The organism is Pedobacter sp. SG908 (assembly GCF_011759615.1).
Lineage (GTDB): Bacteria > Bacteroidota > Bacteroidia > Sphingobacteriales > Sphingobacteriaceae > Pedobacter > Pedobacter riviphilus.
Genome location: NZ_JAAOYY010000001.1, coordinates 593,528 through 620,274, shown reverse-complemented (window position 1 = coordinate 620,274; position 26,747 = coordinate 593,528). Strand labels below are relative to the sequence as shown.

28 protein-coding genes are annotated in these 26,747 nt (G+C 38.1%); 13 read left to right on the top strand and 15 right to left on the bottom strand.

Features of this window, described 5'->3' with window-relative positions:
• Positions 1-3 precede the first annotated feature (3 nt).
• A complete protein-coding gene (locus FHT21_RS02405; protein ID WP_167293193.1) occupies positions 4-252 on the top strand; it encodes an Ada metal-binding domain-containing protein in 249 nt (82 codons plus the stop codon).
• Positions 228-836 carry an alpha-ketoglutarate-dependent dioxygenase AlkB gene (locus FHT21_RS02400; RefSeq protein WP_167293192.1) on the top strand — a complete coding sequence of 203 codons (609 nt, stop codon included), beginning with the start codon at positions 228-230 and terminating at the stop codon, positions 834-836. The genes FHT21_RS02405 and FHT21_RS02400 overlap by 25 nt, the downstream gene beginning before the upstream one ends.
• Positions 837-856: 20 nt before the next feature.
• Here FHT21_RS02400 and FHT21_RS02395 read toward each other — a convergent pair whose 3' ends face one another.
• Together FHT21_RS02395 and FHT21_RS02390 are read right to left on the bottom strand one after the other, a co-directional pair.
• Positions 857-1,600: a hypothetical protein gene (locus FHT21_RS02395; RefSeq protein WP_167293191.1), complete on the bottom strand. Its 744-nt coding sequence runs from the start codon at positions 1,598-1,600 to the stop codon at positions 857-859.
• Between the two features lie 32 nt (positions 1,601-1,632).
• Positions 1,633-2,421 (bottom strand): hypothetical protein, encoded by a 789-nt coding sequence (locus FHT21_RS02390; RefSeq protein ID WP_167293190.1) that lies wholly within the window; start codon positions 2,419-2,421, stop codon positions 1,633-1,635.
• A gap of 699 nt (positions 2,422-3,120) precedes the next feature.
• Between FHT21_RS02390 and FHT21_RS02385 the strand changes: the two genes are divergently transcribed.
• The 5 genes from FHT21_RS02385 to FHT21_RS02370 all read left to right on the top strand — a co-directional run bounded on the left by FHT21_RS02385 (position 3,121) and on the right by FHT21_RS02370 (position 5,463).
• Positions 3,121-3,468 carry a DHCW motif cupin fold protein gene (locus FHT21_RS02385; RefSeq protein WP_167293189.1) on the top strand — a complete coding sequence of 116 codons (348 nt, stop codon included), beginning with the start codon at positions 3,121-3,123 and terminating at the stop codon, positions 3,466-3,468.
• Entirely contained in the window at positions 3,465-3,845 is a 381-nt protein-coding gene (locus tag FHT21_RS02380; protein ID WP_243853839.1) for a GNAT family N-acetyltransferase, read from the top strand. The genes FHT21_RS02385 and FHT21_RS02380 overlap by 4 nt, the downstream gene beginning before the upstream one ends.
• A complete protein-coding gene (locus tag FHT21_RS24910) occupies positions 3,812-3,988 on the top strand; it encodes a GNAT family N-acetyltransferase (protein ID WP_317169936.1) in 177 nt (58 codons plus the stop codon). The genes FHT21_RS02380 and FHT21_RS24910 overlap by 34 nt, the downstream gene beginning before the upstream one ends.
• A gap of 77 nt (positions 3,989-4,065) precedes the next feature.
• The gene (locus FHT21_RS02375) at positions 4,066-4,464 is read left to right on the top strand and encodes an META domain-containing protein (protein WP_167293188.1); all 399 of its coding nucleotides are present in this window, start codon (positions 4,066-4,068) and stop codon (positions 4,462-4,464) included.
• A gap of 75 nt (positions 4,465-4,539) precedes the next feature.
• Complete coding sequence (locus tag FHT21_RS02370) at positions 4,540-5,463, top strand: YihY/virulence factor BrkB family protein (RefSeq protein WP_167293187.1); 924 nt, start codon at positions 4,540-4,542, stop codon at positions 5,461-5,463.
• A gap of 152 nt (positions 5,464-5,615) precedes the next feature.
• On the opposite strand, the gene FHT21_RS02365 is transcribed toward FHT21_RS02370, so the two are convergent.
• Both FHT21_RS02365 and FHT21_RS02360 read right to left on the bottom strand, forming a co-directional pair.
• Positions 5,616-6,206, bottom strand: a complete 591-nt coding sequence (locus FHT21_RS02365) for a porin family protein (protein WP_167293186.1) — start codon at positions 6,204-6,206, stop codon at positions 5,616-5,618.
• 12 nt (positions 6,207-6,218) lie between these two features.
• The gene (locus FHT21_RS02360) at positions 6,219-6,515 is read right to left on the bottom strand and encodes a hypothetical protein (RefSeq protein WP_167293185.1); all 297 of its coding nucleotides are present in this window, start codon (positions 6,513-6,515) and stop codon (positions 6,219-6,221) included.
• A gap of 132 nt (positions 6,516-6,647) precedes the next feature.
• On the opposite strand from FHT21_RS02360, the gene FHT21_RS02355 reads away from it, so the two are divergent.
• Positions 6,648-7,802, top strand: a complete 1,155-nt coding sequence (locus FHT21_RS02355; protein WP_167293184.1) for a hypothetical protein — start codon at positions 6,648-6,650, stop codon at positions 7,800-7,802.
• On the opposite strand, the gene FHT21_RS02350 is transcribed toward FHT21_RS02355, so the two are convergent.
• The 5 genes from FHT21_RS02350 to FHT21_RS02330 form a co-directional block, all read right to left on the bottom strand.
• Positions 7,799-8,260 (bottom strand): DUF4268 domain-containing protein, encoded by a 462-nt coding sequence (locus FHT21_RS02350; RefSeq protein ID WP_167293183.1) that lies wholly within the window; start codon positions 8,258-8,260, stop codon positions 7,799-7,801. The genes FHT21_RS02355 and FHT21_RS02350 overlap by 4 nt on opposite strands.
• Before the next feature lie 180 nt (positions 8,261-8,440).
• Positions 8,441-11,089 carry a glycoside hydrolase family 78 protein gene (locus FHT21_RS02345; RefSeq protein WP_167293182.1) on the bottom strand — a complete coding sequence of 883 codons (2,649 nt, stop codon included), beginning with the start codon at positions 11,087-11,089 and terminating at the stop codon, positions 8,441-8,443.
• Between the two features lie 168 nt (positions 11,090-11,257).
• On the bottom strand, positions 11,258-11,842 hold the full coding sequence (locus FHT21_RS02340) for a riboflavin synthase (RefSeq protein WP_167293181.1): 585 nt from the start codon (positions 11,840-11,842) through the stop codon (positions 11,258-11,260).
• 158 nt (positions 11,843-12,000) lie between these two features.
• Positions 12,001-13,536, bottom strand: coding sequence for an acetyl-CoA carboxylase biotin carboxylase subunit (gene accC, locus FHT21_RS02335; protein WP_243853837.1), 1,536 nt, complete (start codon positions 13,534-13,536; stop codon positions 12,001-12,003).
• A 39-nt stretch (positions 13,537-13,575) separates the two neighbouring features.
• Complete coding sequence (locus FHT21_RS02330) at positions 13,576-14,601, bottom strand: GntG family PLP-dependent aldolase (protein ID WP_167293180.1); 1,026 nt, start codon at positions 14,599-14,601, stop codon at positions 13,576-13,578.
• 220 nt (positions 14,602-14,821) lie between these two features.
• On the opposite strand from FHT21_RS02330, the gene FHT21_RS02325 reads away from it, so the two are divergent.
• Complete coding sequence (locus FHT21_RS02325) at positions 14,822-15,682, top strand: N-acetylglucosamine kinase (RefSeq protein ID WP_167293179.1); 861 nt, start codon at positions 14,822-14,824, stop codon at positions 15,680-15,682.
• A gap of 137 nt (positions 15,683-15,819) precedes the next feature.
• Here FHT21_RS02325 and FHT21_RS02320 read toward each other — a convergent pair whose 3' ends face one another.
• Entirely contained in the window at positions 15,820-16,509 is a 690-nt protein-coding gene (locus FHT21_RS02320) for an NUDIX domain-containing protein (protein WP_090982558.1), read from the bottom strand.
• A 111-nt stretch (positions 16,510-16,620) separates the two neighbouring features.
• On the opposite strand from FHT21_RS02320, the gene pfkA reads away from it, so the two are divergent.
• The 3 genes from pfkA to gap are packed head-to-tail and all read left to right on the top strand — an operon-like array spanning position 16,621 to position 19,458.
• Positions 16,621-17,607, top strand: a complete 987-nt coding sequence (gene pfkA, locus FHT21_RS02315) for a 6-phosphofructokinase (protein WP_167293178.1) — start codon at positions 16,621-16,623, stop codon at positions 17,605-17,607.
• Position 17,608: 1 nt separating this feature from the next.
• Positions 17,609-18,451 carry a hypothetical protein gene (locus tag FHT21_RS02310; RefSeq protein WP_167293177.1) on the top strand — a complete coding sequence of 281 codons (843 nt, stop codon included), beginning with the start codon at positions 17,609-17,611 and terminating at the stop codon, positions 18,449-18,451.
• 8 nt (positions 18,452-18,459) lie between these two features.
• The gene (gap, locus tag FHT21_RS02305; RefSeq protein WP_025144555.1) at positions 18,460-19,458 is read left to right on the top strand and encodes a type I glyceraldehyde-3-phosphate dehydrogenase; all 999 of its coding nucleotides are present in this window, start codon (positions 18,460-18,462) and stop codon (positions 19,456-19,458) included.
• 1,593 nt (positions 19,459-21,051) lie between these two features.
• On the opposite strand, the gene FHT21_RS02300 is transcribed toward gap, so the two are convergent.
• The gene (locus tag FHT21_RS02300; RefSeq protein ID WP_167293176.1) at positions 21,052-21,801 is read right to left on the bottom strand and encodes a DeoR/GlpR family DNA-binding transcription regulator; all 750 of its coding nucleotides are present in this window, start codon (positions 21,799-21,801) and stop codon (positions 21,052-21,054) included.
• A gap of 95 nt (positions 21,802-21,896) precedes the next feature.
• On the opposite strand from FHT21_RS02300, the gene FHT21_RS02295 reads away from it, so the two are divergent.
• Positions 21,897-22,448: a 5'(3')-deoxyribonucleotidase gene (locus FHT21_RS02295; protein ID WP_167293175.1), complete on the top strand. Its 552-nt coding sequence runs from the start codon at positions 21,897-21,899 to the stop codon at positions 22,446-22,448.
• Positions 22,449-23,113: 665 nt separating this feature from the next.
• On the opposite strand, the gene FHT21_RS02290 is transcribed toward FHT21_RS02295, so the two are convergent.
• From FHT21_RS02290 to FHT21_RS02275, 4 genes are all read right to left on the bottom strand, one after another.
• The gene (locus FHT21_RS02290) at positions 23,114-23,725 is read right to left on the bottom strand and encodes a Crp/Fnr family transcriptional regulator (protein WP_167293174.1); all 612 of its coding nucleotides are present in this window, start codon (positions 23,723-23,725) and stop codon (positions 23,114-23,116) included.
• A gap of 317 nt (positions 23,726-24,042) precedes the next feature.
• Entirely contained in the window at positions 24,043-25,014 is a 972-nt protein-coding gene (locus FHT21_RS02285) for a type IX secretion system membrane protein PorP/SprF (RefSeq protein ID WP_167293173.1), read from the bottom strand.
• 22 nt (positions 25,015-25,036) lie between these two features.
• Complete coding sequence (locus tag FHT21_RS02280) at positions 25,037-25,975, bottom strand: gliding motility-associated C-terminal domain-containing protein (RefSeq protein ID WP_167293172.1); 939 nt, start codon at positions 25,973-25,975, stop codon at positions 25,037-25,039.
• Positions 25,976-25,999: 24 nt separating this feature from the next.
• Positions 26,000-26,719, bottom strand: a complete 720-nt coding sequence (locus FHT21_RS02275) for a hypothetical protein (RefSeq protein ID WP_167293171.1) — start codon at positions 26,717-26,719, stop codon at positions 26,000-26,002.
• Between the last annotated feature and the right edge of the window lie 28 nt (positions 26,720-26,747).

Here is a 26,747-nt window from a genome sequence, read left to right as displayed (position 1 = left end):
TGTATGATCAAACATGCAGATATTTCAACGGAAGAATTAAAAAAACATTTCAAAAACAAAGACATCTGCTTCGGTGGAAATGCCAGGTTGAAGATTTACGGACTACTTAAATGCAAATCGGGAAAGCGGATGAAGAAAGAAAACCGCATATTTTTTCGTTCTGTAGAAGAAGCAATTCAGCATGGCTACCGTCCGTGTGGGCGTTGTTTAAGAAAGGCATATCAACAATGGATTTATTCAACACAACAATAGATAGTAACCAAAATCTGCTTCCATATGGCGGAACAGTAAATTATTATGGCAAATTATTTTCTATACCAGAAGCCGATCATTACTTCGATGCACTGATGAATACTATTGAATGGAAGAACGACGAAGCTTTTATTATGGGCAAACACATTATCACCAAAAGAAAAGTAGCCTGGTACGGAGATGAAGCCTATTCTTATACCTACTCCAATAAATCAAAAATGGCTTTACCATGGACAAAGGAATTACTGGAGTTAAAAAAAATATCAGAGGAGCAAATGGGTACCACCTTTAATTCCTGTTTACTTAACCTGTACCATAACGGTGATGAGGGAATGGCTTACCATAGCGACGACGAGAAGGCCTTAGCTAAAGATTCTGCCATTGCATCATTAAGTTTTGGCGCAGAGCGAAGATTTCTTTTTAAACACAAAAAAACTAAAGAAACCGTAACCTTATTTTTAGAAAATGGAAGTTTATTGGTAATGAAAGATGAAACACAAACCAATTGGTTACATCGCCTTCCACCAACCAAAAAAGTAAGTAAGCCAAGAATAAATCTCACCTTTAGGACAATGGTGGTTTAACCTTGGCTAGTTAAAATGTCTTATATTTTCTGCAGTTGAGGCTTTACTTTATCAAAGAATTCCTGAAATACCTTATTATCAGCATAAGGCATACCTGGAAATCCACAACTCTCGAAACAGATTCTCAAATAGTTGATAAATGTTGTGTCATTAGGTTCATTTAAAAACTTACTATCAATACTTTTTTCCTTATTTAACTGCAATGCATACGGAGGGCCACCGCTAACATTATCCTTATGAAGATCGTCAGCAGATAGCTCCAGAAATGCAAAGCCAAAATCATCATCCTGAATGTATTCTTCCATTTCTTCCAGCCAGTATTGATCGGTTACCTGCGAAACACAGTCGGTTAAAGGCGCTACCTGAATAGGATCTGCCATCTCCCATAGAATATCTGGATCATCTTGATAATTCCACGCAAAATTGCACGAGCCAACAATTTGGTAAAACATTTTCATCGATACTGGTAGTTTACCTACCAGTTCTATGTTCTGCTCTAATATATTAAGTAGTTCGTCCGTATTAGAGAAGGGCATCAATAATGCTTCGTCATTTCCCGTCCCATCTGCCCAGAAAACGTAATCAATATTCTTAAGTTCTTTGTAGATAATCTCAAGATTGAACCTAACCCGTTGGAAAGTCTCAATCAATACTTTTTCAACATCAGGATAGTAACTAGGAGAAAATGCCTCTTCTCCTAATTTTTCAATATCGGCATAAACGCTATGCGATTCTCCGTTTTTATACCTGTCGTAAAAATTCATTATCTACACCTAAATGGAATAAGCAATATAGACTAGTGCTTAAACTCTTTAATATCTACAATACGGTCATCATCAGCATTTTTCTTTAAGAAAGAAGTGCCATTAGCATTTGCTACCCAGGTATAATCTCTTTGGATATTACCTACTAATGTTTCAGGCTGGTTAATAAGGGATGCTGGCAATGGTAGGTTAAAAGTTTCGCCAGTTGCCGTATTTACCTGGTACAAAGAATTGGCGGTTAAAAAAGCTAAGGTTGTTTTATCGCTAGAGTACATAAAAAATTTCCCCTGGATACGTTCATCAGGGTTTTGTCTCTTCACCGGATAAACTCTTGAATTTATAGTCGTGATGAAGAAATCATTATTCACCAAAATATTGCTACGTGTTAATTCTTCCAACCCGTTTGTATATTTTTTATCTTCAGCACCTTTAGATGGCTTGTTTAAGCTCACCACTTCAGTTTTTCCATCATTAACAGAAATGATATAAAATGGAGCCATTTTACCCGTTTCGTTCGACACCTGAACCAACACGGCTGTTTTTTGGGTATTGATGAATGATGCAACAATAAATTTCTGTGCAGCAGCATTTGGTGCATCATCAATAATAATAGTGGTATCCTTATACTGAATGGCAAAGCGATCGGCTGCTGCCACTGCACCAGAATCTGTTTTTACGATAGTAAGTATATTTTTCTTTGATTTCGGGAAAACATTAAAATCTTCACTGGCCGTAAATGGTTTTGCCTTGTAGGCTTTTTCTGATTTACCGCAGCCAAATAAAACAACGGAAAGTAAGAGTGCATAAAGCGTAATTTTCATAGGTATAGCTATTTATTTTTTTGCTAATTTATAATCTTTATTGCGCTTATTTTATCAAAGTCACCAGAAAATTACTACGGTTAATAAAAATTAACAGTAATATGCTTTCAGAGGGTAAACTTATTCCATCATAGATCAGCTATATACAAATAAGACACATGCCAGCTGTGATTATCTCACCCCGGAGCAGGCACACCTCAGAAAGGGAAAACTTAAAAAAAGATGGAAACCTAAAAGATATCCTTCAGAAGAAAAATAGTGTTGTATAGTAATAACAGAATTAACACCTTTGTATGTATAGTCCCAATAAAAATAACAAAATCGGCTGTATAGCCCATTCAAAATTAATTCAGCAAACTGTATAGCTATATACGGACAAGACATTGTTTACCTTTCTCTACCCCCTTGTTTACCCTTCTCTACCTATTCTTTACCCTTTCTGTACCTTTTGTTTACCCTTTCTGTACACCAAGTTAACCCCAGGTTAACCCCATGCTTACCCATTGCTTACCTATTGCTTACCTAAATGGTAAAGAACAGATATACGTTTGATAAATAAAAACTAGCGTTAGTGTTATGCTGGTAAGTAGGTATTGGCTATAACCACTAATGCTTTGCCGATTATTGACTGTAGACTAAAGATTAATGACTTCAAACTAAATTACTTATTTTTGATTAATCATTAACTGCAAAACAGCCATGTATACCATCCCCTTTACCAATATAGATTGGAGCCAGATAGAAAAAGTAGAATACCCAGGGGAAACAGGCACAGCAACCTGGCAAACCTTAAACCTCGATGGCTTAAGAATCAGGATGGTAACCTACTCTGGGGGTTATCTTGCCGATCATTGGTGCAAAAAAGGCCACATTGTACATTGTTTGGAAGGTAGCTTTACAAGTGAAATGGAAGATGGAACAACATTCGCGCTGAGCACAGGGATGACTTATGTGGTTTCTGACGATTTAAGTTCGCACCGGTCAGTATCTGAAGAAAGTGTAAAACTTTTAATCATTGATGGCCATTTTTTAAAATCAAGCTTATGATGATTTTTGCCAAAACCGAACGCTTAATTTTACGTGAACTAATACCAACCGATGCTGAGGGTATGTTTGAAATGAATAGTGACCCCGAGGTGCATCTTTATCTTGGCAATAAGCCTGTAAAATCAATCGAGCAAAGTATTGCGGAAATCGAGTTTATCAGAAAACAATATATAGAAAATGGTATTGGGAGATGGGCCGTTATCGAAAAAGCAACAGGTAATTTTGTAGGTTGGTCGGGCTTAAAATTGATTAAAGAAATTACCAACAACCACGTTAATTATTACGACCTGGGTTATCGGTTCAGCAAACGATTCTGGGGGAAGGTTATGCTACAGAAACGGCAGTGGCGGCGAGAGACTATGGTTTTAATGAACTAAAGTTGAATCAAATTATTGGTATTGCAGATATCAATAACCTGGGATCTATACACGTATTGGAAAAAGTAGGTTTAAAACGGATCTCTATTTTTGATTACAATGGCATAAAACACCATTGGATGAAGATTAAAAAATCAATTTAGCTTAATCAAAAGGCAATTTTATCTTTTTATGGTTTAGTTTTTGATGCTAAAAAGGAAAATCATTTAAACCTTACCTTATGAAACACCTTATCTTCTGCGGAATGCTGATCTTATTATTGAGTTCTTGTAAAGAAAAATTAGATCCTGCAAGCTTTAACAATACCAAATGGGAGTTGAGCGAATTGCCTGGTTTAACGCTACCAAGTTCGGCAAAAGCCACCCTAAATTTTGCTGATAGTTTGAAAATTAGCGGAAAATCGTTCTGTAACAACTATGGTGGCAAGGGAGAAATTGCTGATAATAAAATTACTGTTAAAAATGTTTTTGGTACTAAAATGTTCTGTCAGGAAACTGATGCAGCAGAACGTGCATACTTACATGCTCTTAATCAGGTTAATAGCGCTAAAATAACCGATAATAAGCTATATCTGTTAAATGGCGATAAAACCTTGCTGGTTTTCACCAAAACAAACTAGAATCTTTACATGCATAAAAAAGGCTGAATAAAGTATTTTTACTATTTTCGGCCTTTTGAGTTTAACGCAGGAGTGATGCCATCCATAACAGAAGATCTGAAGTTTTTTTTCTCAACCATAAGAAAAGCATTTATTTTATTTCAGCAGAATGATCCCTTGCGCCTGGCCGGTGCTACTGCTTTTTTCACCAATTTCGCCTTACCTCCAATATTAATTATACTCATCAGGCTTTTCGGCATGTTTACCGATAGAAGGTTATTGGCTACACACCTATTCGAACGTTTGGCTAATATTCTCGACAATGATAGTATTATACAGATCAGAACTACATTAAGAAACATCCGGGGCATTAATCAGGCCTGGTATGTTACTTTGTTCAGTTTTATATTTTTCCTTTTTGTGGCCACTACACTATTCAATGTAATCAAAAACTCTTTAGAGCAGATCTGGAATATAGGCCAAAAAGATAAAAAAGGGATTGTTAATACCCTTAAATCAAGAGCTATATCTGTTACGATTATCTTGTTTGCTGGCATATTATTTTTTATAGGCTTGCTGGCCGATAGCGTGCAGGCCTATATTGGTGCCTATCTGAAATCAGGATCACCATCTTTCGGCTTAATTTTAACTTCAGTGATTAATCAATTGGTATTTGTTGTAATTGTAACTACATGGTTCACCATACTCTTCAGGTACTTAACAAATGGACGCCCTACCTGGCGGGCAGCAATTTCTGGAGGCCTTTTAACCGGGTGCCTTTTTACGGCAGGAAAGTATATTTTAAGAATTTTATTACCACTGAGCAACATCAGCAACATCTATGGATCAGCAGGATCGATTATTGTAATTATGCTTTTTGTATTCTACTCTTCGTTGATATTTTACTTCGGCGCATCTTTTATTAAAGCACTGAGTGTTGGCAGAGCTACACCGATTATACCAAAAAACGGATCGTTTGCCTACGAGTTAACAGAAGTTGACCTGGAAAAAGAGGATTAATAAAAAAGGGAGATAAAATTAATTTTATCTCCCTTTTTTATTAATTGGGGGCACTTAACTAATATCGTTATACTGAACTTGTTTCAGCATCTATCAGGCTAAAAAAGAAAAGACCCTGAAATAAATTCAGTGTGACGATTCGCAAGGAGCTGCTACAAAATCCTATAACCTAAGCCAACTGTAAATAAGTTCAACTTAGTGCCAGGATAACCTGATTTATTGATTTTTGATAAACCAAGTTCGTAACGTGCATCGAAGCTTAGTTTTTTAAGGTCTAAACCTGCTCCAAATTGCCATGCCAAAGCCTGATTTTTAAAGTCGGCCCTGAAAACGCTACCTGCAGCCTGACTAAAACTTTGATTTTCATCTAATATTAACGAAAACATTGGTCCGGTGTTTAAACGGAGTCCAATACCAGCGGCGCCAAACTTAGTACCTACCAATAATGGCACATCTAAACTTGTAAAACGCACTTTATTTACTTCTCCCGTTGACTCACTTACCAAATCTGCTTTTTTTCCTGATACATAAAGTTCAGGTTGGAAGTAAACGCCTGCGGCACCTACCCTAGCCCAAAGGCCACCATAAAAACCAGCTCGGTTGTTACTGTTAAAAGTGTTTTCACTATCAAATTTCGAAAAATTTGCACCAGCTTTAATGCCCAGCTGGAAAGATGGCAGTACCTGTGCGCTGGCAAATAGGCCAACAAGCAAAAAGGCAACAGTTAAAGATAAAAATTTCATACGCGATTAAATTTAGCTGGTGGCATTGTTAATGGCTTCTTGTTCTTTTAAAGCATCAACATTGTTTTTATCACCAAAGTTTTGTGTTTTACCTGCAAAGTAATCTAAAATTCCCGAAATAGTATCTAAGTTATCAGCTAAATTTTGATGAACATCCGGTAAATCTTTTTCCAGGCGGTTATCGCCCAATTCGATATTATCAACTTCGATTTTACCAATTTTTTGAATAAGTGCCTGCTGAGAGTTTTGTAAATCTTCCAATTCACGCACGATCTTTTCCATTAATTCAAACTTCTTTAAAGTGTTCATAGGTTCTTATTTTTAGTTAAACTATTCCTTATAAACCCCTTAGCGCTGGTTTTGTTTTATTTCGCTAATCTTTTAACGAACAGATTTGGAATTATCAAAAACAACTAATAAATTAGTTTAAAATTATATGTTATGAAAAAGCTTCTTACACTATTGATTTTATTTGGTTTAAGTTTAGCAGGATATGCACAAAATGCAATCGCTGTTGATAAGGAGAAACTTTTCGATTTCTATCAGACCCAACGTTATGCCGATGCTGCTCAATACCTTAAAGGCATTTACGGAGAAGAAGTGAATGATTTTAAAACCCTCAGCCAAATTGGCTATTGTTTTTTAATGGCAGGCAATAATGTAGAAGCAGAAAAATTTTATGGCAAGGCCTATACACTGCAGCCGCAGAGCTTGCCAATTCTTTTCAGCCTGGGCAGTATTAACACCAAAAGAGGTAATACCGAAAAAGCCAAACTGTACTACAGCGAAATTGCAAAAATAGATAGCAATAATTTTAATGTGTACAAACTGCTGGCCAATTTGTACAGTTCTCCAAAGAATGATTCCCTTAAACTCATCTACCTCTTAAAGGCTAATCAGATCAATCCCTTGGAGGGAGATGTTGCTGCTGATCTCGCTGAGGTGCATGCGGCTTATCAGCAATACGAAAAAGCTTATCATGTACTCGATATTGCCATTAAGGGAGATAGTGATAACCTGGTGTTGCAAAGAGCGAAACTTCCGATAGCCAATCAGCTTAAAAGGTACAGCGAAGTGATTGCATCAGGAGAGAAATTATTGAAAGATGCTGCCGATGCAGGGGTGGTAAAAGATGTTGCAAAAGCTTATTATTATACCAAAAAATATCAGAAAGCAATCGATCTTTTTAAACAACTGGAGGTAGCAGCGATGGGGAATGAAACTACCTTATATTACACATCGCTCAGTTACCGAGCTTTAAAAAATTATCCACAGGCGGCTATTTACACCAGGAAAACCATCGATGAGGCCATTTCGCCCAATACTTCCAGTTATTATTCTTTATTGGGACTGGTTTATGAAGAAAATAATCAACTGGCTTTGGCAAGCGCAGCCTATAAAAAAGGTTTACAATTTAAAGCAACAGCAACTTTATATTACCGCTTGGCCATATTTTATGATACCCGTTTAAAGCAGGAGAAAAATGCACTCAAATATTATAACCTTTATTTAAAAAGCAAACCGAGCTTAACGGATGATAAAGAAGAAATTAAATTTTCGAAGGATAGGATTGCACAGCTAAACCTGGCCGATTAAACCAGATCTTCAAAAACAGGTTTTACATTATCCCAAAATTCATCCAGGGCAATTATTCTGGGTTTAAAAAAGGAGATTAAGGTTGGCCAGTGCTGTTGGTTAAAAATGCTCACGCCAGTAATGCTGCTTGAAATCTGTGATACCGTTTTACCGAAATCATCAGTTGTATCTTTTATCCAGTCCCATTCTTCATTTACCGTATTGGCAAATAAAAGCTTAAATTCTTCGAACTGTTCGAAAATGAGGTGCCTAATATCGGGATCGGGATGTGACAGTTGAATGCTAATAAAGGCTTTTTTAGCATCAACATCCATTTTAAAGAAGATGTTCTTCACGCCAGTTTTGTAGTTCGTCCAGTTTACGGTTGAACCGCTTGCTGAAGGGACAGGTTTCATGTATTGCCCAAAACTGATCCAAAACTGTTGGCGCAAGCGGGCTGCTTCTTCTTTACTGTACATTTATTTTTTTTAGCATTGTGTAAAAACCGTACCATAATTCAACCAAATCGTCATTCTTGCGCAGGCGGGAATCCTAAAACTAATTGCCTTAAGATTCCCAACCAAGTTGAGAATGACGATTTTTCGCAGAAGAAATACTATTAATAGCGTCCTTTTTTACAATGCTGCAATATTAAGCGATTAATATTTGTATTCAAAATGATAGCTACCTGATCCTATTTCCTCCTTTTTATCGGTTTTTGGCAAAATTACGGTTGCTGTAGCATTGGCCGGAACGGTTACATCGAGTTTAAAAACACCATCCATAATCGTCCATGATGATTTAACCGTGCCATACACCGTTTCCAGTTCTGCCGAAGCATTGGTTAATTTCCCTCCTGGTCTGGGTGCAATTAAAATGGTTTTGTAACCTGGTTGCGCTGGCAGGGGATTAATGCCGGCAATATTTTTATACATCCAATCGCCTATTGCGCCATAAGCATAGTGGTTAAAAGAATTCATATCAGCCGTTTGAAAAGAGCCATCCTGTTTAATGCCATCCCAGCGCTCCCAAATGGTAGTTGCCCCCATTTTAACAGGATACAACCATGAAGGATAACTTTCTTGCAACAATAGATCGTAAGCTACATCTTCGTGCCCAAAACGGCTCAATACATGACAAAGGTATGGTGTACCCAAAAAGCCTGTCGTCAGGTGGTTTCCGTAATCTTTTACATTGTCTACCAATCTTTGTGCAGCCTGCGCACGTAAGTTTTCAGGCAGCATATCAAACTGTAAGGCCAATACATATGCTGTTTGGGTGTTAGAAATCAATTTACCGTTTGGCGTCATATTTTCTTTGATGTAAGCGGCTTTAATCTGCTCCAATAGTGCGGTATATTTGGTTACATCGTCCGTTTTGCCCAATACCTTTGCGGCATTTACCAGCAACTGGGTTGAATGTGCATAAAATGTTTGGGCAATCATATACTTATCCGTCACTGCGGCACGACCATCGTTATCATCATTAGGTCTGTAAAACAACCAATCGCCAAAGTGGAACCCCGTATTCCAAAGGTTATTTTTTGCTACTGATGAAATATAATCGACCCATTTTTTCATACTACTGTACTGCGTTTCTAATATGCCTTTATCTCCGTACGATACATACATATCCCAGGGAATAATGGTGGCCACATCAGCCCAGCCAGCAGAACCCGCATCATTTTGGCTCAGTACATTTGGTATCACAAAAGGAACACTACCGTTAGGAAGCTGATCTGCAGAAACATCTTTCAGCCATTTGGTAAAAAAGCCCGATACATCCATGTTATATGCAGCTGTTGTAGCAAATGCCTGTGCATCGCCCGTCCAGCCCAAACGCTCGTCTCTTTGCGGGCAATCTGTTGGCACATCAACAAAATTTCCTTTCTGTCCCCATGAAATGTTATGCTGCAGTTGATTTAGCAAAGGATTTGAAGTCGTGAATTTTCCGCTGGTTTTCATGTCCGAATAAACAGCTACTGCGGTAAGGTTTTCCAACTTCAGTTCACCAGGGTAACCATCTATTTTTACATACCTAAATCCCTGAAAAGAAAAATGTGGTTCGAAAACCTGTTCAGTTTCACCTTTTAAAATATAATTGTTCTGTTGTTTGGCCGAGCGGAGGTTAGTGGTATAAAAATTCCCTTCTTTGGTTAATACCTCAGCATGGCTGATGCTAATTTTGGTACCCGCTGGCCCCTTGGCTTTTAACATTACCCAACCCACTAAATTCTGCCCAAAATCGACAACGGTTTCACCTTTCGGGGTTTTAAATATTTTTAAGGCTTTAAATGTTTCGTGTTTGGTTACCTGCGGTCCGCTCATTCCAACCAGTTTTTCCTGTCCCCTGGCCAGTTCCTGTGCAGGTTTCCAGCTAGTGTTTTCTTTAAAGCCAATATTGCTCCAACCAGCTAGTTCTAACCTGGCATCGTAGGTTTCTCCATCATAAATATTAGAAGCAAGTATCGGCCCGTAACTTGTTTTCCAGCTGTTATCGCTTATAATGGTTTCTTTAGTTCCATCGGTATATTCCACTTCCAATTGCAGTAATAAAGCCCTGGTATCGCCATAAAATTGTTTTTGATTACTAAATCCTATACGTCCCTTGTACCAGCCATCGCCCAGTGAAACGCCAATTACATTTGCCCCTTTCTTTAGTGACTGCTTAACATCGTAAACCTGATATTGAATATGATCTTTATAACTTGTCCACCCTGGTGCAAAATAAGCATTACCAACACGCCCGCCATTAATATTCGCCTCATACAAACCTTTGGCCGTAATGTAAACCATTGCAGATTTTATTTCTTTCTTCAGGTTAAATTCTTTTCTGAACAAAGGGCTGGCTAAAGAAGTATCTTTTCCATTTACTGCAATCCACTTTGCAGTCCAATCCTCAGGTTTTAAACCTGTTTGAAAAAACTGAACCGGCGACCATACAGATGCATTTCCATGGTTGTCTTTTACCCTAACCTGCCAGTAATATCTAGTTTTTGAGGATAGCCCTGGACCATCGTACGCAATCAATACCGATTGATCAGTGTTTATCGCCCTTTTCCATAAAACTTTATCAATATTTGCTGTTGTACCCAGTCTGATTTCGTAGTTACTCTGTTTGGTGTTTTTTATATCCGAAATCATTTTCCAGCTAAACCTAGGCTTAGGATTATCAACACTAAAAGGATTTACTAGATGCTCAACGGTTAAATCTTTTACGGAGATTTTCTGTGCTAAAACATTCGTTGTAAATAAAAGCAATAAGGCAAGGCTAGTTATTGTGCCTGAGGTACGGAAATTTCTGTTCATATTGGTTAGCGTTAATTTTTTAATCTTAACTACACGATAATCAGAAATATTATTTAACCAACCATCCTGTACTGTTATGAAAAATTAAGCGTTAGCACAACGGCAATAATTTAATAAAACACCACTTATCAAACACGAAAAACAACAGACGGGCAGCAAAAATAGAGTTTATCGGTTCATTAATCGGGCAACATATTTGCCAATAATATCGAATTCTAAATTTACCGTATCACCAACTTCAACTTCCTGTAAATTGGTATGTTCGAAAGTATAAGGGATGATAAACACCGAAAACTCATCGGGCTCAGAATTTACTACAGTTAGACTAATGCCATTTACACAGGCAGAACCTTTTTCTACGGTTACATTTCCAGCAGAAGCATCATATTTAAAGCGGTACTCCCAGCTACCATCCAGAGCTTCACGTTTCACACAAACAGCGGTCTGGTCTACATGGCCCTGCACAATGTGTCCATCTAAACGGGCATTCATTTGCATGCAGCGCTCAAGGTTAACTTTACTGCCTACTTTTAAACCACCGAGATTGGTTTTATTTAGCGTTTCATCTATAGCTGTAACGGTATGTGTTCCATCATTCAGTGCCACCACAGTCAAGCATACGCCATTATGGGCTACACTCTGGTCGATTTTCAGCTCATGGCTAATTGCAGAAGAGATGGTAAAGTGGATATTGGTATGGTCGTTTTTAATGGCAGTAACTTCGCCAAGCGTTTCTATAATTCCAGTGAACATTTTGTGTTTATCATTTTAGTTTTGCAACAAATCGTCATTCCCGCGCAGGCGTGAATCTTAATTCCCCATGCAAATATTACCGAGGCATTACGATTCCCAATCAAGTTGTTCCAAAGGAACTCCTTTGGAGGGAATGACGATCGCACTAAATCTATTCTCTAATATTTTAATCTATTTTTTCTCCAATCAGAACTATTCTTAACTACCGCACCGCCCAACTTCACCTCCTTCTTTTCAAACAGTTTTGCAGCAATTACCGCGGCAATTAAGGCTTCCGTTTCATCCTGTACCTTTAAACTTTCGGGCTTAAAGTATTTACCTACAAAATGCGTATCGAATTTACCTGTTTTAAAAGCCTCATGCTGCATGACAAATTTACCAAAACCCAAAGTAGTTTCTATCCCCGTAATATCATATTCTTCAATAGCCCTCACCATTCGCTCAATAGCTTCTTCCCTATCTTTACCATAAGTGATCAGTTTCGCGATCATCGGATCATAATAAATCGGGATTTCCATGCCCTGCTCAAAGCCATCATCAACCCTTACCCCGTTGCCTTTTGGCGTATTATAAGTTTGCAGGGTACCAATATCAGGCAGAAAATTATTAGCCGGATCTTCGGCATAAACGCGAAGTTCTACGGCGTGCCCACTGATTTTTAAATCCTCCTGATTAAAACTCAATTTTTCTCCTGAAGCAATTTTTATCTGCTCTTTTACCAGATCTATGCCTGTAATCAGCTCGGTTACGGGATGCTCTACCTGTAAGCGTGTATTCATTTCGAGAAAAAAGAAATTGAGCTGCTCATCTAAAATAAACTCTACTGTACCGGCTCCGGTATAATTTACCGAACGGGCTACATCTACGGCACATTTCCCCATTTGCTGCCTGATTTCTTCAGTTAAAACAGCCGATGGTGCCTCTTCTACCACCTTCTGGTGACGGCGCTGTACAGAACATTCACGTTCAAAAAGATGCACAATATTGCCATGGGTATCGCCCAAAACCTGTATTTCGATGTGCCTTGGCGAAGTAACATAACGTTCGATAAAAACAGCCCCATCGCCAAAGGCCGAGGTAGCTTCACTTACGGCAAGCTGCATCTGTTCTTCAAAATCTTCGGCCCGCTCTACAATACGCATCCCCTTACCCCCGCCACCTGCAGCAGCTTTGATTAATATGGGGAAACCAACTTCAATCGCGCGCTGTTTTGCCTCGCCTACATCCTGAATGGCTTCTTCCGTTCCCGGCACCATCGGGATATTGTATTTTAAAGCCGCTGCCTTTGCCGATAGTTTATTACCCATCGTTTCCATTGCTTCTGGTGAAGGGCCAACCAAAATCAATCCTGCATCAGCAACTTTCTGCGCAAAACCAGCATTTTCAGATAAAAAACCATAACCGGGATGGATCGCCTGAGCACCTGTTAATTTACAGGCATCGATAATTTTCTCACCAACCAGATAACTCTGGTTAGAGGGCGCTGGGCCAATACAAACCGCCTCATCAGCATAACGAACATGCAAAGCATTACGGTCGGCTTCAGAAAAAACAGCAACCGTTTTAATGCCCATTTCCTTTGCCGAGCGCATAATACGTAAAGCGATTTCGCCACGGTTAGCGATTAAAAGTTTGGAGATTGGGATTATGGGTTTGGAGTTATTGGGCATTTTGGTTAGAATTTCATTAGACATATTGACTCAGAACTAAAGACTCACGAATTAGGGCTCAGCCTAAGACAAATGTAATATTATTTCGATTGCCTGATCGATCATTTCAGCACTAAGATCCAAATGTGTTACCAAACGGATCGTACTTGCACTGGTGGAATTGCAATGCAGTCCTTTTTCTTTCAATTGGTGCACAACCTTCTCTGCTGATCCCTTTTCAACTTCGAAAATAACAATATTGGTTTCAACCGGCATTACCGATTTTACGTATTTTGCGCTGGCCAATGCATTTGCCAAAGCCTGCGCATGGGCATGATCGTCTTTTAAGCGTGTTACGTGATGATCGAGTGCATAAATACCAGCAGCAGCCAGAAATCCTGCCTGGCGCATGCCTCCACCAAAAGCTTTTCTAATTTTTCGGGCTTTATGGATCATTTGTTTGTTGCCCAATAGCACAGAGCCAACTGGCGCACCAAGTCCTTTAGACAGGCAAACCGAAATGCCGTCAAAGTATTTGCCGTACTCACCTGCCTGATCGCCTGTGGCCACAAGCGCATTAAAAATACGCGCACCGTCTAAATGCAGTTTCAATCCTTTTATATTGCAGAGGTGATGGATTGGGGCAATCTGCGACAAAGTATAACAGCTTCCACCACCTTTATTTACTGTATTTTCTAAAACAACCAAACTGGAGTTGGGGTAGTGAATATTATCTTCATTGATTTCGGGTTCAATCAGCTCTGGCGTTAAAATTCCGCGTTCGCCATACAACAACCTTACCGATGCGCCCGAGTGAAAGGCAATGCCACCGATTTCGTAACGGTACACATGAGCAGTCTGATCGCAGATCACCTCATCCATCGGCTGGGTAAAACACTTAATCGCAATCTGGTTGGTCATCGTTCCAGATGGACAAAATAATCCAGCCTCCATGTTAAAAGTCGAAGCCAATTTTGTCTCCAATGCATGCACCGTTTCGTCTTCACCAAAAACGTCATCACCCACTTTTGCATTCATCATGGCATCCAACATTCCAGCAGTTGGCTTGGTTACTGTATCACTCCTGAAATCTAAAAATCTGCTGTTCATTTCGCTATTTTGTTATAAAATATTATTGATGTTAAAAAAAAAGACCAATGCCCTTTCTGGTATAATTTTAAGGTTTTTCGGCGATTAAACGCCCTATATAGTGTATTTTTTACACACTTAATTTTCGACAACAACAAATTGTTAAAAAATTATTAAAAAAAAGGATACAAAATATAAGACTTTTTATACTTTTATCGTGCTAAAACCAAAAATAAATAAAATGATAGTAATTGCAGACGGCGGATCTACCAAAACAAATTGGTGTTTGATTAACGAGGCCGGCAGAAAAATTTACTTTAACACCGAAGGTTACAATCCATATTTTTCGAAGGGAGAGTACATTGTAAAGTCTTTGAATGAGACTCTTCCAGACCACTTGGAAAGAGAGAAATTAACAGCAGTTTATTACTACGGTGCCGGCTGTTCTACACCTGCAAATGTTAAGATTGTGGCCGATGCCATGCAACTGATCTTTACCAATGCAACCATTTTTGTAGGCCATGATTTACTTGCTTCATCTAGAGCACTCCTTGGAAACGAGCCAGGATTTGCTGCTATTTTAGGTACAGGTACAAATTCATGCCTTTATGATGGATCTGAAATTACCATGAACATCGATTCACTGGGTTATTTCTTGGGTGATGAAGGTAGCGGCTCGTACATCGGTAAACGTATTTTAAGCGATTACATGAAAGGTTACATGCCGAAAGGATTACGTGAAGCTTTTTACGATAACTACGCTTTAACCAACGAAGATATTTTCGATAACATTTACAACAAACCACTGCCAAACCGTTTCTGCGCAAGCTTTAGTAAATTCTTATACGATTTTAAAGATAACTACGAGGATTATGCTTTTGCTACCATTGATTATGCTTTTACTGCATTTTTCGAAGCTTTGGTCATCCACTACCCTAATTACAAAGACCACAAATTAAACTGTGTGGGTTCAGTAGGTTATAGTTTCCGTGATATTTTAAGTATTGTAGCCGACCGTTACGAAATGGGCGTAGGTAAAATTATCCGCTCACCTATAGATGATCTGGTACATTACCACCTGGAGTTAGCGCCTAAAGCCTAGTCTTCAGTCCTAAGTCTGGAGTCCTGAGTCAGATTAAAACCATACAGAAAATCCCCGATTTGAAATTCAAATCGGGGATTTTTGCATTTATATTAAACTTATGTTCCTACTCTTGTCTTATATCTAATGTCTCATATCTAAAAAGAGATCTCCTTACCAAAAAGTTTCGCGTATTTACGTTTATCGAAACGGTACAAAGTAGCCGCACGATAGGAAACTCCTTTTTGTTTTTCATCTAGCTCTTTCAGTACACCAAAACTCACAATCTTTTTCCTAAAGTTCCGTTTATCGAGTTTTTTACCCAGAACCAGTTCATAAACATGCTGCAATTGCGTTAAGGTAAATTTCTCCGGCAAAAGTTCGAAAGCAATTGGCTGGTGTTTAATCCGGCGTTTTATTTTTTCTAGTCCTTTATCGTAAATTTTCTGGTGATCGAATGCCAGTTTAGGCAGGTCGGTAATCGGCAGCCAATTTGCCCGTTTGGCATAAGTACTAATCGGACGCAGTTCCTTATCTCCCCCTAAACGAATCAAAGCGTAATAAGCCAAAGTAATTACCCTACCTTGCGGGTGCCTGTTCGGATCGCCAAAGGCATAATACTGCTCCATATAAATGCCACGCAAGCCAGTAAGTTCGTACAAAATGCGGGAGGCCGATTGATCTAAACTTTCATCAGGGCCAACAATATTACCGGGCAATGCCCACCAATCTTTAAATGGTTCTTCATTCCTTTCAATGAGCAGGATTTTTAATTCCTTACCATCAAATCCAAACAAAACGCAATCTATCGAGAATACAGAATCTAAATGAGGTAAAATTTGTTCCAAAGTAAAATTTAGTTATTTTAAGCAGATAAAGGTATGACTTTCAATATTAAGTAAAAAAAATAAAATAAATTACTTAGTGTAAAAAATACACACTATATTCGTGTTATAAAGATGAAGCCAAATATAAAAAATATAGCTGTACTTACTTCTGGAGGCGATGCCCCTGGAATGAATGCTGCAATCAGAGCTGTTGTTCGTACCGGAATTTACCATGGCATTAATATGTTTGGGGTAATGCAAGGCTACCAAGGTTTAATTACCGACAACATAAAACCAATGGACGCCCGTTCTGTAAGTAACATTTTACACTTGGGCGGTACCATATTAAAAACTGCGCGCTGTTTAGAGTTTAAAACAGACGAAGGTCAACAGATTGCCTACAATAACTTAAAGAAAAATGATATTGACGGACTAGTCGTAATTGGAGGTGACGGGACATTTACCGGGGCGAAACGTTTCTCAGAAACTTTTGGCGTTAAGGTAATTGGTATACCGGGTACTATTGATAACGATTTAGTTGGATCTGACTTTACTTTAGGTTACGATACAGCTATTAATACTGTAATCGAAGCGATTGATAAAATCAGGGATACTGCCGATGCGCACGACCGTTTATTCTTCATAGAGGTAATGGGGCGCGATTCTGGTTGTATTGCACTAAGAAGTTCGATAGCCAGCGGCGCCGAAGCTGTTTTATTACCTGAAAGGGAAACCAGCGTTAACGAATTAATTAATAAACTGGCCTTAGGCGCAGCTACAAAAAAATCATCAAGTATTGTTATCGTGGCCGAAGGCCATAAACAGGGCGGTGCTTACGATATTGCTAAAAAAGTAAAAGAAACTTTTGATCATTACGATACCAAAGTAACCATACTTGGCCACCTTCAACGTGGCGGTAGTCCAAGCAGTTTCGACAGAATTTTGGGCAGTCGTTTAGGTTTTGCCGCAGTAAATGCGTTAATTGCAGGCGAAACGGAGCAAATGGTAGGTTTAAAAGGAAACGAAATAAAATTAACCAGCATAAGAGAGGCTTTAACTGCTCATTCTTTTAAACTCGAGCCCGATTTAATGGAAATGACAGAGGTACTTTCAATATAATATGGTAGCAGTTGTTTATAGCGGATCGAAAACAGCATTTTGGAAATTAACACAAAATGGACAGGTAGTAGCACATTGTAACACTACAGGCCTAAACCCTTGCTTTGTTGATCCAAAAACGATTTTACAGATTTTAAACAAAAAAGTTGTTTTGGTTAACAATGCTGAAAACATAAAGAAAATTTATTTTTTTGCAGCCGGGGCATCATCAGCAGACAGAAAAGAGGAATTAGCCAGAACCCTCGCATCGTTTTTTAAATACAGTAAAATTGTAGTAGAAAATGATTTATTCGGCGCAGCTAAAGCAGCTTGTTATGATAAACCTGGTATTGTTGGCATGTTGGGAAGTGGCGCACATTGTGCCTACTTCGACGGAAAAAAGCCAATAAACAACAACTTTGGATTAGGTTATATACTGGGCGATGAAGGTTCTTCGAATTACTTTGGAAAAATACTCCTTAAAGAATTTTTAAGCCAAAAAATGCCAAAGGATATTGAGACCAAATTTACTTTAACACACAATCTAGACCGCCCTCAAATATTAGAACGCATTTACAACAAGCCGCAGGCGAATATATTTTTAACTTCATTTTTCGATTTCATCACCCAGAACAGCAAACACGAATACATCCGCAGGCTGATTGATGAAGGATTTGAAAAATACTTTGAAACGTATATCTTGCCTACTTCACAAAAACATAAAGATAGCGAACTGCATATCGTAGGTAAAGTAGCGGCCGAACTGGAAGACCGCTTAAGACTTACAGCAGGCAAATATGGCTTGGAAATTAAAAGCATTATTAAAGAACCAATACAAAATTTATTAAAACATTACACTAATTAACAAAAACAATGAGCAAAATTGGAATAAACGGCTTTGGCCGTATTGGCAGACTGGTTTTCAGAGCCGCATTAAAAAGAGGATTAGATATTGTAGCGATTAATGATTTAATCGAGCCTGATTATATGGCATACATGTTAAAATATGATACTACACATGGCAAATTTGATGGTACTATTGAAGTTGTTGATGGCAATTTAGTTGTTAATGGCAAAACAATCCGCGTAACTGCAGAAAGAAATCCAGCTGATTTAAAATGGGATGCTGTAGGTGTTGAAGTTGTAATCGAATCTACAGGTTTATTCTTAACCCGCGCTGATGCTGAAAAACACATCGCTGCCGGTGCTAAAAAAGTAGTTTTCTCTGCTCCTGCTAAAGATAGCGATATCCCTACTTATGTAATGGGCGTTAACCACCATAAATTAACTGCAGATCAAACTATTGTTTCTAATGCATCTTGTACTACGAACTGTTTAGCACCAATTGCTAAAGTTTTAAATGATAACTTCGGTATTGTTGAAGGCTTAATGAGCACCATCCACGCTGTAACTGCAACTCAAAAAACAGTTGATGGTCCGTCTGCTAAAGACTGGAGAGGTGGCCGTGGTGGTTTCTCTAACATCATCCCTTCTTCTACCGGTGCCGCTAAAGCAGTAGGTATGGTTTTACCTGAATTAAAAGGTAAACTAACCGGCATGTCTTTCCGCGTGCCTGTTGCTGACGTTTCTGTTGTAGATTTAACTGCACGTTTAGAAAAACCAGCTACTTACGAGCAAATTAAAGCAGCTATGAAAGCAGCTTCTGAAGGTGAATTAAAAGGCGTGCTGGCTTATACTGAGGATGAAGTTGTTTCTTCTGACTTTATTGGCGATGATCATGCATCTATTTTTGACGCTAAAGCAGGTATCTCATTAAACGATAACTTCGTTAAAGTGGTATCTTGGTACGATAACGAATGGGGATATTCTTCTGCATTAGCTAAATTCGTAGAATATTACGCAAGTTTGTAATAAAAAAAATGCATTAAGCAATTTTCAAATCATATAAAAGGCAACATTATTCAATTAATGTTGCCTTTTTGTTTTAAACACAATTTTCACATATAAATTTTATTTCAAAATTGACACGAAAAATATTTTTTGATTAATTTTTCATACAAAAATCAACTTTACAATCGTAAAAACGACAAAAAACACCTAAACATATGATAGAAATCATTTTAAGCAAGGGATTAAACAAACGTTTGACTAAATCGTGCTATAAATTGACAATATTTAACAATTACTTAACAAATTTTTACCTTATCTTTGCAGTACGATCATTTTAAATCCTAAAAGCTTATAGAAAAAGAACAGGAAATAAAAAATGACAAAAAAAATACTTAAAATTTTCTTAGTGTATTTTTTACACTATCAAATTTTTTACTATATTTGTAGAGTAATAAACGAAACGATGTTTATCACGATAAAAAAAGATAAATCATTTTCTTGAAAAACCCTGGTTTAGATAGAAGATTAAAGACAAAGCCTGGCTCATAACAGGTTTATATTTGGTTAGAAAAAAGAGACAAGTCTGGATAGATTGTCTCTTTTCTTTTATACAGGCTTTTTTTTTACCGCATTTATTACCATTGCTTACTGAAAAAGCATATCCTCAAACCAATATTATACTTTCAACATCGATTTTTACATAAACAGAGATGAAATAGATCAACAATAAAATTTCGAAAGAATTAACCGTAAACCTTCACATCCACCCAATATTTATCATAAATCCACTAAACGGGGCACTGTTATCAATTACCGCTAGGCTCTCTCCAAAAACCAGCTTATTCATAAAGATGGCATTTTACACAACATGGATGGAAAGTCCCCACTAGAACTCAATGAAAGTGACAATTAGAAGAATCAAATTCATTCCTAAAAATTTTCAGCTTACCTATTAACAAAAAAAAGGCTATTCAAAAACCACTATTATACCGCAACACATTATAAATGAGCAAGATTAGCTGATAAAATTGAACAAATTTTCACATTGACAATTATCAAAAACAGCAAAATTACGTAGTATTTATACTGCATTTTAGTTTATTTTTGTCAATATGAAGAATGCGGCATTATTATTTTGTATTTGCATATTATGTTGCCCAGTGCAAAAATTAATGGCGCAGGCCACTATTACAGGCTGCGTTGTGCCGCTCGGACAACGGGTTTATACCCAAACCAACAACGGAACTTTGTTTGATGGATCACCTTCCGTAGATCTGTCGGGAGAGTGTTACTCGAGTTCTACTGCCGGAACGCCCTGCACTATTTGTATGAATGGACTTAATCCTGGTGGTAATTGCCCTCCAGGAAGTGGTAATCCTACAGGAGGAACCATACAAACATTCACCATCCTGGATTGTGCTCTAGACAATTCTCTTTCGCTCTTAATTTTGTGCTTAGGCGGATTAAGTTTTCACTTTTTACGCAAAAAGAGCCTTAGTTTGTACGCGCTGTGGCCTAAAGTCACTCAACATCACGATTAAGCTAAGAATAACTAACTATTTCTTTCCCCTAAGAATAAAAAAGCCAGCTCCGCAATTAAAAATATACCAATATTTAAATCACCTCAATTCCCAAATTTTTATAAGGCACAAGGATGGCATTATCAGGATCTGTTTCGGTGATAATCACATCTACATCATCAACCGGGCAAACATAGTAAGGCTCTACAGTATTTATTTTTTCGAGTGCGGATAGTGCAATAGTTTTCTGCGCCTGGCTAATCATAATATTATTCAACTGGGCATCTTCATAAATAATGGAAGTAATGCCCATACTATGATGCAAACTACAGATACCAAGCATACAGATATCGGCCCTTACCTTCTTAAATGTATCGATGGTTTCTTGTCCTATAGTAGTAAATGCAGTTTTTTGCAATCTTCCTCCCGCAAATATCACCTCGGCACTAGGGTGATCTTCCAAGATATTGGCTACCGGAAAGCTATTGGTAATGATGGTAATCTTTAAATCTGTAGGCAATATCGTAGCGAGCGCCACTACCGAAGTACCGCCGTCAAAAAAAACCACCTGACCATCTTTTAAAAACTGCAAGGCTTTATTGGCAATGGCTTGCTTATGTTGCTGATTGTATTTTTCCCTATCTCTATAGTGTTGGGGTATAGGAGAACGGGAAATTGCACCACCACGAACGGCACGGAGCAACCCTTGCGAATCAAGCTCTTTAATGTCGCGGCGCACGGTATCTTCTGATACATTCAACAAAGCGCTTAAAGCATCAAGCCTTACTTTACTGTCTTTATCAAGGGTATTAATAATAATCTGTAGGCGCTCTTCCTTTACCATATTACTGCAATATATTGCAAATATAAAAATTTAAAAAGAATAAAACTTGCAATATATTGCAATATTAAATATTTTTGTTGCAAAATATAGCAATAATGAAAAAAACCATTGGCATAGATATGGACGGCGTACTGGCCGACATCGAAGATCATATATTACATACCTATCAGATTGAAACAGGTATTTCGCTTACGCGCAACGATATAAAAGGCAAATCGGAAGAAGAACTTTTTCCGGATAGGGCAATGGTCATGAAGATCTGCAACAGAACAGGCTTTTTCAGGAACCTGCCGGTTATGGAAGGTGCTGTTGAAGCCGTAAAAAAACTCATGGAAGATTACGAGATCTATATCGTTTCAGCCGCTATGGAATTCCCCTTATCGCTTTTCGAAAAACGCGAGTGGCTTGCAGAGCACTTCCCTTTCATCAGTTGGAAAAACATTATCTTTTGCGGCGATAAAAGCATTATTGATATCGACTATTTAATTGATGATCATTGCAAAAACCTCGATTTCTGCAAAGGCAAACCTTTAATGTTTACCGCATTCCACAATGTAGCGAAAGACCATCATCAGCGGATCAACCACTGGAATGAGGTACCAGCTTTATTGAAACAACTGGAAGAGACAGACCTCATGCTGGCTTAATGAAAAATAGCATAAACAAAAAAAGGGTGTAGCCATTGGCCACACCCTCTATCTAAATTAACGCTCTCAACTATGAAGTTGATATAAGGCTCTCACCCCTTATATGTGCAATATTACTACAGAAAGATTAAGATTTGATGAAGATTTGAATATTAACAAATTAAAAAAACTTAGTCTCCACCACAACTTCCACCTTCACTCCCCTCCCACCTATTTTGTTTTTATTGTTTATCACCATAAAAAAAAGAAGCATTTAGTGCAGCTGCCCATACATAAAGTAATTCTATTGTCAGTCCTTTTCTACTTATGCTGTACTTTATTTTCTTAAAAATTGGGGATGATTTCTGCATATACCATCAAGAACATTTTATAAAAACTTTAACAAAATCCATTTGATAGCAGGGAAGTTTGACGATAGAGCAGAAACAAAATAAGCCTCCCTTAGCAGATCGGCTTATAAACGTAATCTAAATCGTCCCGTTGATTTAATTCTTACTTACCCAAATTTAAACATAAAAGCAGTGTTCGGTATGCGAAATTTAATATTGTACAGCATATGTAAAAAGTGTATAACGTTATGTAAACATAGTTTTTCAAATGCGCATTCTTTCACATGAATCGATAAGCTGTTATAAGCACAGAACCAACTGAGTTTTTTTTTCATTTCACCACATCGGCTCTTTTACCAGCTTACTGCGTATGCGGCTAAGTGTTTCTAAACGCATACCTAAATAACTGGCTATGCACCTTAAAGGTACTCTGGATATATCTAAAGAGTTTAGTTCCAAGAATTTTTCATAACGCCTTTCTGCCGAAGGGATCCGTGCGATTATGGATCGCTCTGAGGCGGCGTGATACTGGAGTGCTAAAATCTTGCGGCCAATAACATTCGTTTCCTGGTAATTGGCGTAAAGTTTATCAATCAATAAGTGCGGAATCGCAACCAATTCCGAATTTTCCAATGCCTGCAGATATTCAATAGAGGGCTGAATATCTGCGTCTGGATGTTGAATGGCTCCAATAAATTCCTCCCCTAAACTGATCCAGGTGGTAATCTCTTTATTACCATCTTTAATAAAACCTCTTACTAAGCCCGATACAACAAAAAAAACATAATCATTATTGTCCATAGGCGATAAAATGTATTTATTCTTTTTAACCAGAAGCGGTTCTACATTTTTTTCTATTTCCAGGATAAACCCAGGTGTTATTGGGCATAAACTGCTGAAATAATTTAACACAGCGTTTATCAAAAATGCCTTGCGAGATTCGAGCATACACAAATAGGGATAGACTTTAGACCCTTAATAATAGCAAATTCTATTGAAATATAAAAATAAAGTAGATTACTAAGACAATTTTGCGGTTATAAAGCTGTTATAAAGTGATTTTCCTAACCTAACGTGGTATAATTGATCATAATTCTCTTTAATTTGTTGTTGGAGCATAACAACTAAAGACCTGCACAAGGTAATTCAAGAGGTTTAAAATATTCATTTTATTCATTTATCTGTATCAACAAAACTACAGATCAACAGTTAACCATACCAAATATTATGATCAACAAAAGAAAAGAATGAGGATAGGATTGTTGTTAAAAATAGCACTTTGGCCTCCGACTTTTTGCGGTCTGCAAGTAATAACCGATAGATATTTCGTGTGAGCCATAATCATAATTACCCAATTTATTTAAACTGTAGTCGTAACCATAACCAATCCGAAGATTTTCCCGAATAAAGAACTCCGCAACCAATCCGATGGCACTTCTTGCCCTTAAATCGCCTTGTAATGCCGACTTAGGGTAAAGTTTTATAGAGGTTCTATATGCAGCACCTAGCCAAAGTTTCTCTTTGATCATTAAAAAAGCATTCAGATCTAATGAGGTTGGCCCGTTCAAATCGTCTTTAATCAAAAAAGTAGGCTTGAACATAAAATCATTGTCGATTGGAAATATCATGCCAGCCGTTAAATAAAAATGTGGCTTGGAAGTAATACTGAGGAGATTATTATCCCTAAAAACAGGAAGATACTGTGTAAGCAGGTTATTGGCAGAGAAACCGATAAAGAGTTTCTCATTCGAATAATGTACACCAGCCCTAATATCAGGTACAATCCGGCTTTCATAACCTGTCGGAATCTTATTATCGCCACTTTCATTGGGATCTAGCAGATTTCCGTTAAGCCCCATCTGCATCACTCCTATACCAACGCCAAAGGCAAGTACATTGGTTTCGGTACGGTCTAGTTTAATGCGGTAAGCAAAATTCCCTGATAGGTTTAACGAGTTCTGTGCGCCAATTTTATCTTTAGATACCAATAAACCCAAACCTAAACTTTCTTCCTTAACCGCCTCATCTACTGATATGGAAAGCGTTTGGGGAGCCCCCTGAATACCCGTCCATTGGCCCCTCACAAAAGCCTGCATATAGAGTTCTTCCTTGTAGCCGGCATAAGCAGGATTGATATATAAACCATTGAACATATATTGCCCAAACTGGGCATTCTGCTGGGCAAACAAGCAGAGGCAGAAAAAATTAAATAATGTCGTTAAAACTATCTTTTTCATATCGTCACATTTTAACTTTCATTTATCTCATTACGGTTACATAGCCTTTAAATTCCTGCCATTGAGCGCTGGCAGTTTTCACCTTAATTACATAGAAGTAAGTTCCGTCTACCAAACCGTTCGCTGTCCAATCGTTTAAATAGCCTTTCTTTTCATAAACCGTACTTCCCCAGCGATTAATAATGGTAAGCTGATTCTCGCTATAAAAGTCTAATCGCTCGATAAAAAATGTTTCATTTTTTCCATCGCCATTTGGTGTAAACACATTTGGAATTTTAAGCCCTGTGATTTCCTTGGTATCTACAGAAATGTTGTTTGATGGATCGGGATCTATCTCATCAATCTTAACAGTCGCACTATTTACAACATTACCAGGTTTCATTGACCTTACATTAATGATTAGTTCAACGAAACTGCCATTAGCAAGTGACGGTATAGCCCAGGAAACTGTTTTGGTTTGTTCGTTGTAACTTGCCGTACCAACAACAGTAGGATCAACACTTACAAAGGTTAGATTTTCTGGAAGATCGTCTTTTACCTGCAGGTTGGTAGCCATGCCCAGCCCGTTATTGCGCACCAATAAATTGTATTTGAATACCTCCGTGTTCATTACCGGCCTACTTTCCGACCTTTTAACAATAGAAACATCTGCTGATATAACCGACTCCATCACTACTTCCATCTCTTCGGAGAGGTCTGAGCTACAGCCGCCCAGACTAAAAGTAATGACAGTATATTTTCCGGCTGAATTAACTACATAATCTTGTGCAGTGGCACCAGCAATAGGCTCGCCATTTCTGAACCATTGATAAGACGTAGCACCTGTACCACTGGCCCTAAGTTTAACGGTAACGCCTGGTTTAAGGTTAAGCGTATTCGGATTGTTAGATTGCGCAAAGCATGCCGCTGCAGAAAGCAGCAGCACACTGAACACAATTATCCCTAACCTGTTAAACATCATGTTGGTTAAACTTTACAATAAAGTTTATGGTGCAACGGAGATAGTTGCTTTACCCGGTTTAACTGTAACGGTGATTGCTTTGCCGGCAGTTGCAGTACAAGTTGTTGCAGGCACAATCTGAACACCACCTGTAGCATAACTTCCAATAGCAGTGAAAACATATGCACCTGGAGCTACACCTGCTTTAAGCGTAAAAGTATCTCCAGAAGTAGATGCTGTCCCTAAAGTTGTAATATCCGCTACTCCAGTGCCACCGAGAGTTGCAGACCAAATATAAGTCATGGTTACACCAGTTGGTAATGTTATTGAAGCATCCTTACTCGCCGTAATTACCGTGGTCGCTGTTTGATCGGTACAATAAACACTTCCTGGAGCTGCAACAGCGATAATAGGCGTAGGTAATTTTTCTACAATGGTATTATCAGAGGCATCACTAGGACAGAGATTCGCATCCGCTGGCTGAACCTGAACAGAGTAAGTATGGTTTCCCACTGCTAATCCTGTAGGAACCTGATAAAATGCATTTGTTCCATCGAATACAACTGGAGCCTGCGCAGTTCCATCAACGGTCCATACAATTTTATCGCCATTAACAGGTGTATAACCGGTGAAAGTTGGATTCAATTTTACTGTACCTGTTCCGCATAGGTATACATTTGGCGTTTGTGCAAAGGCACCCAGCGGCAATAGGAACATAAAGAATACAAAGATTCTTAGATTGCGTTTTGTAGATTTTTTTTTCATAATGTTAATTTGTTAGGGATGAATAATT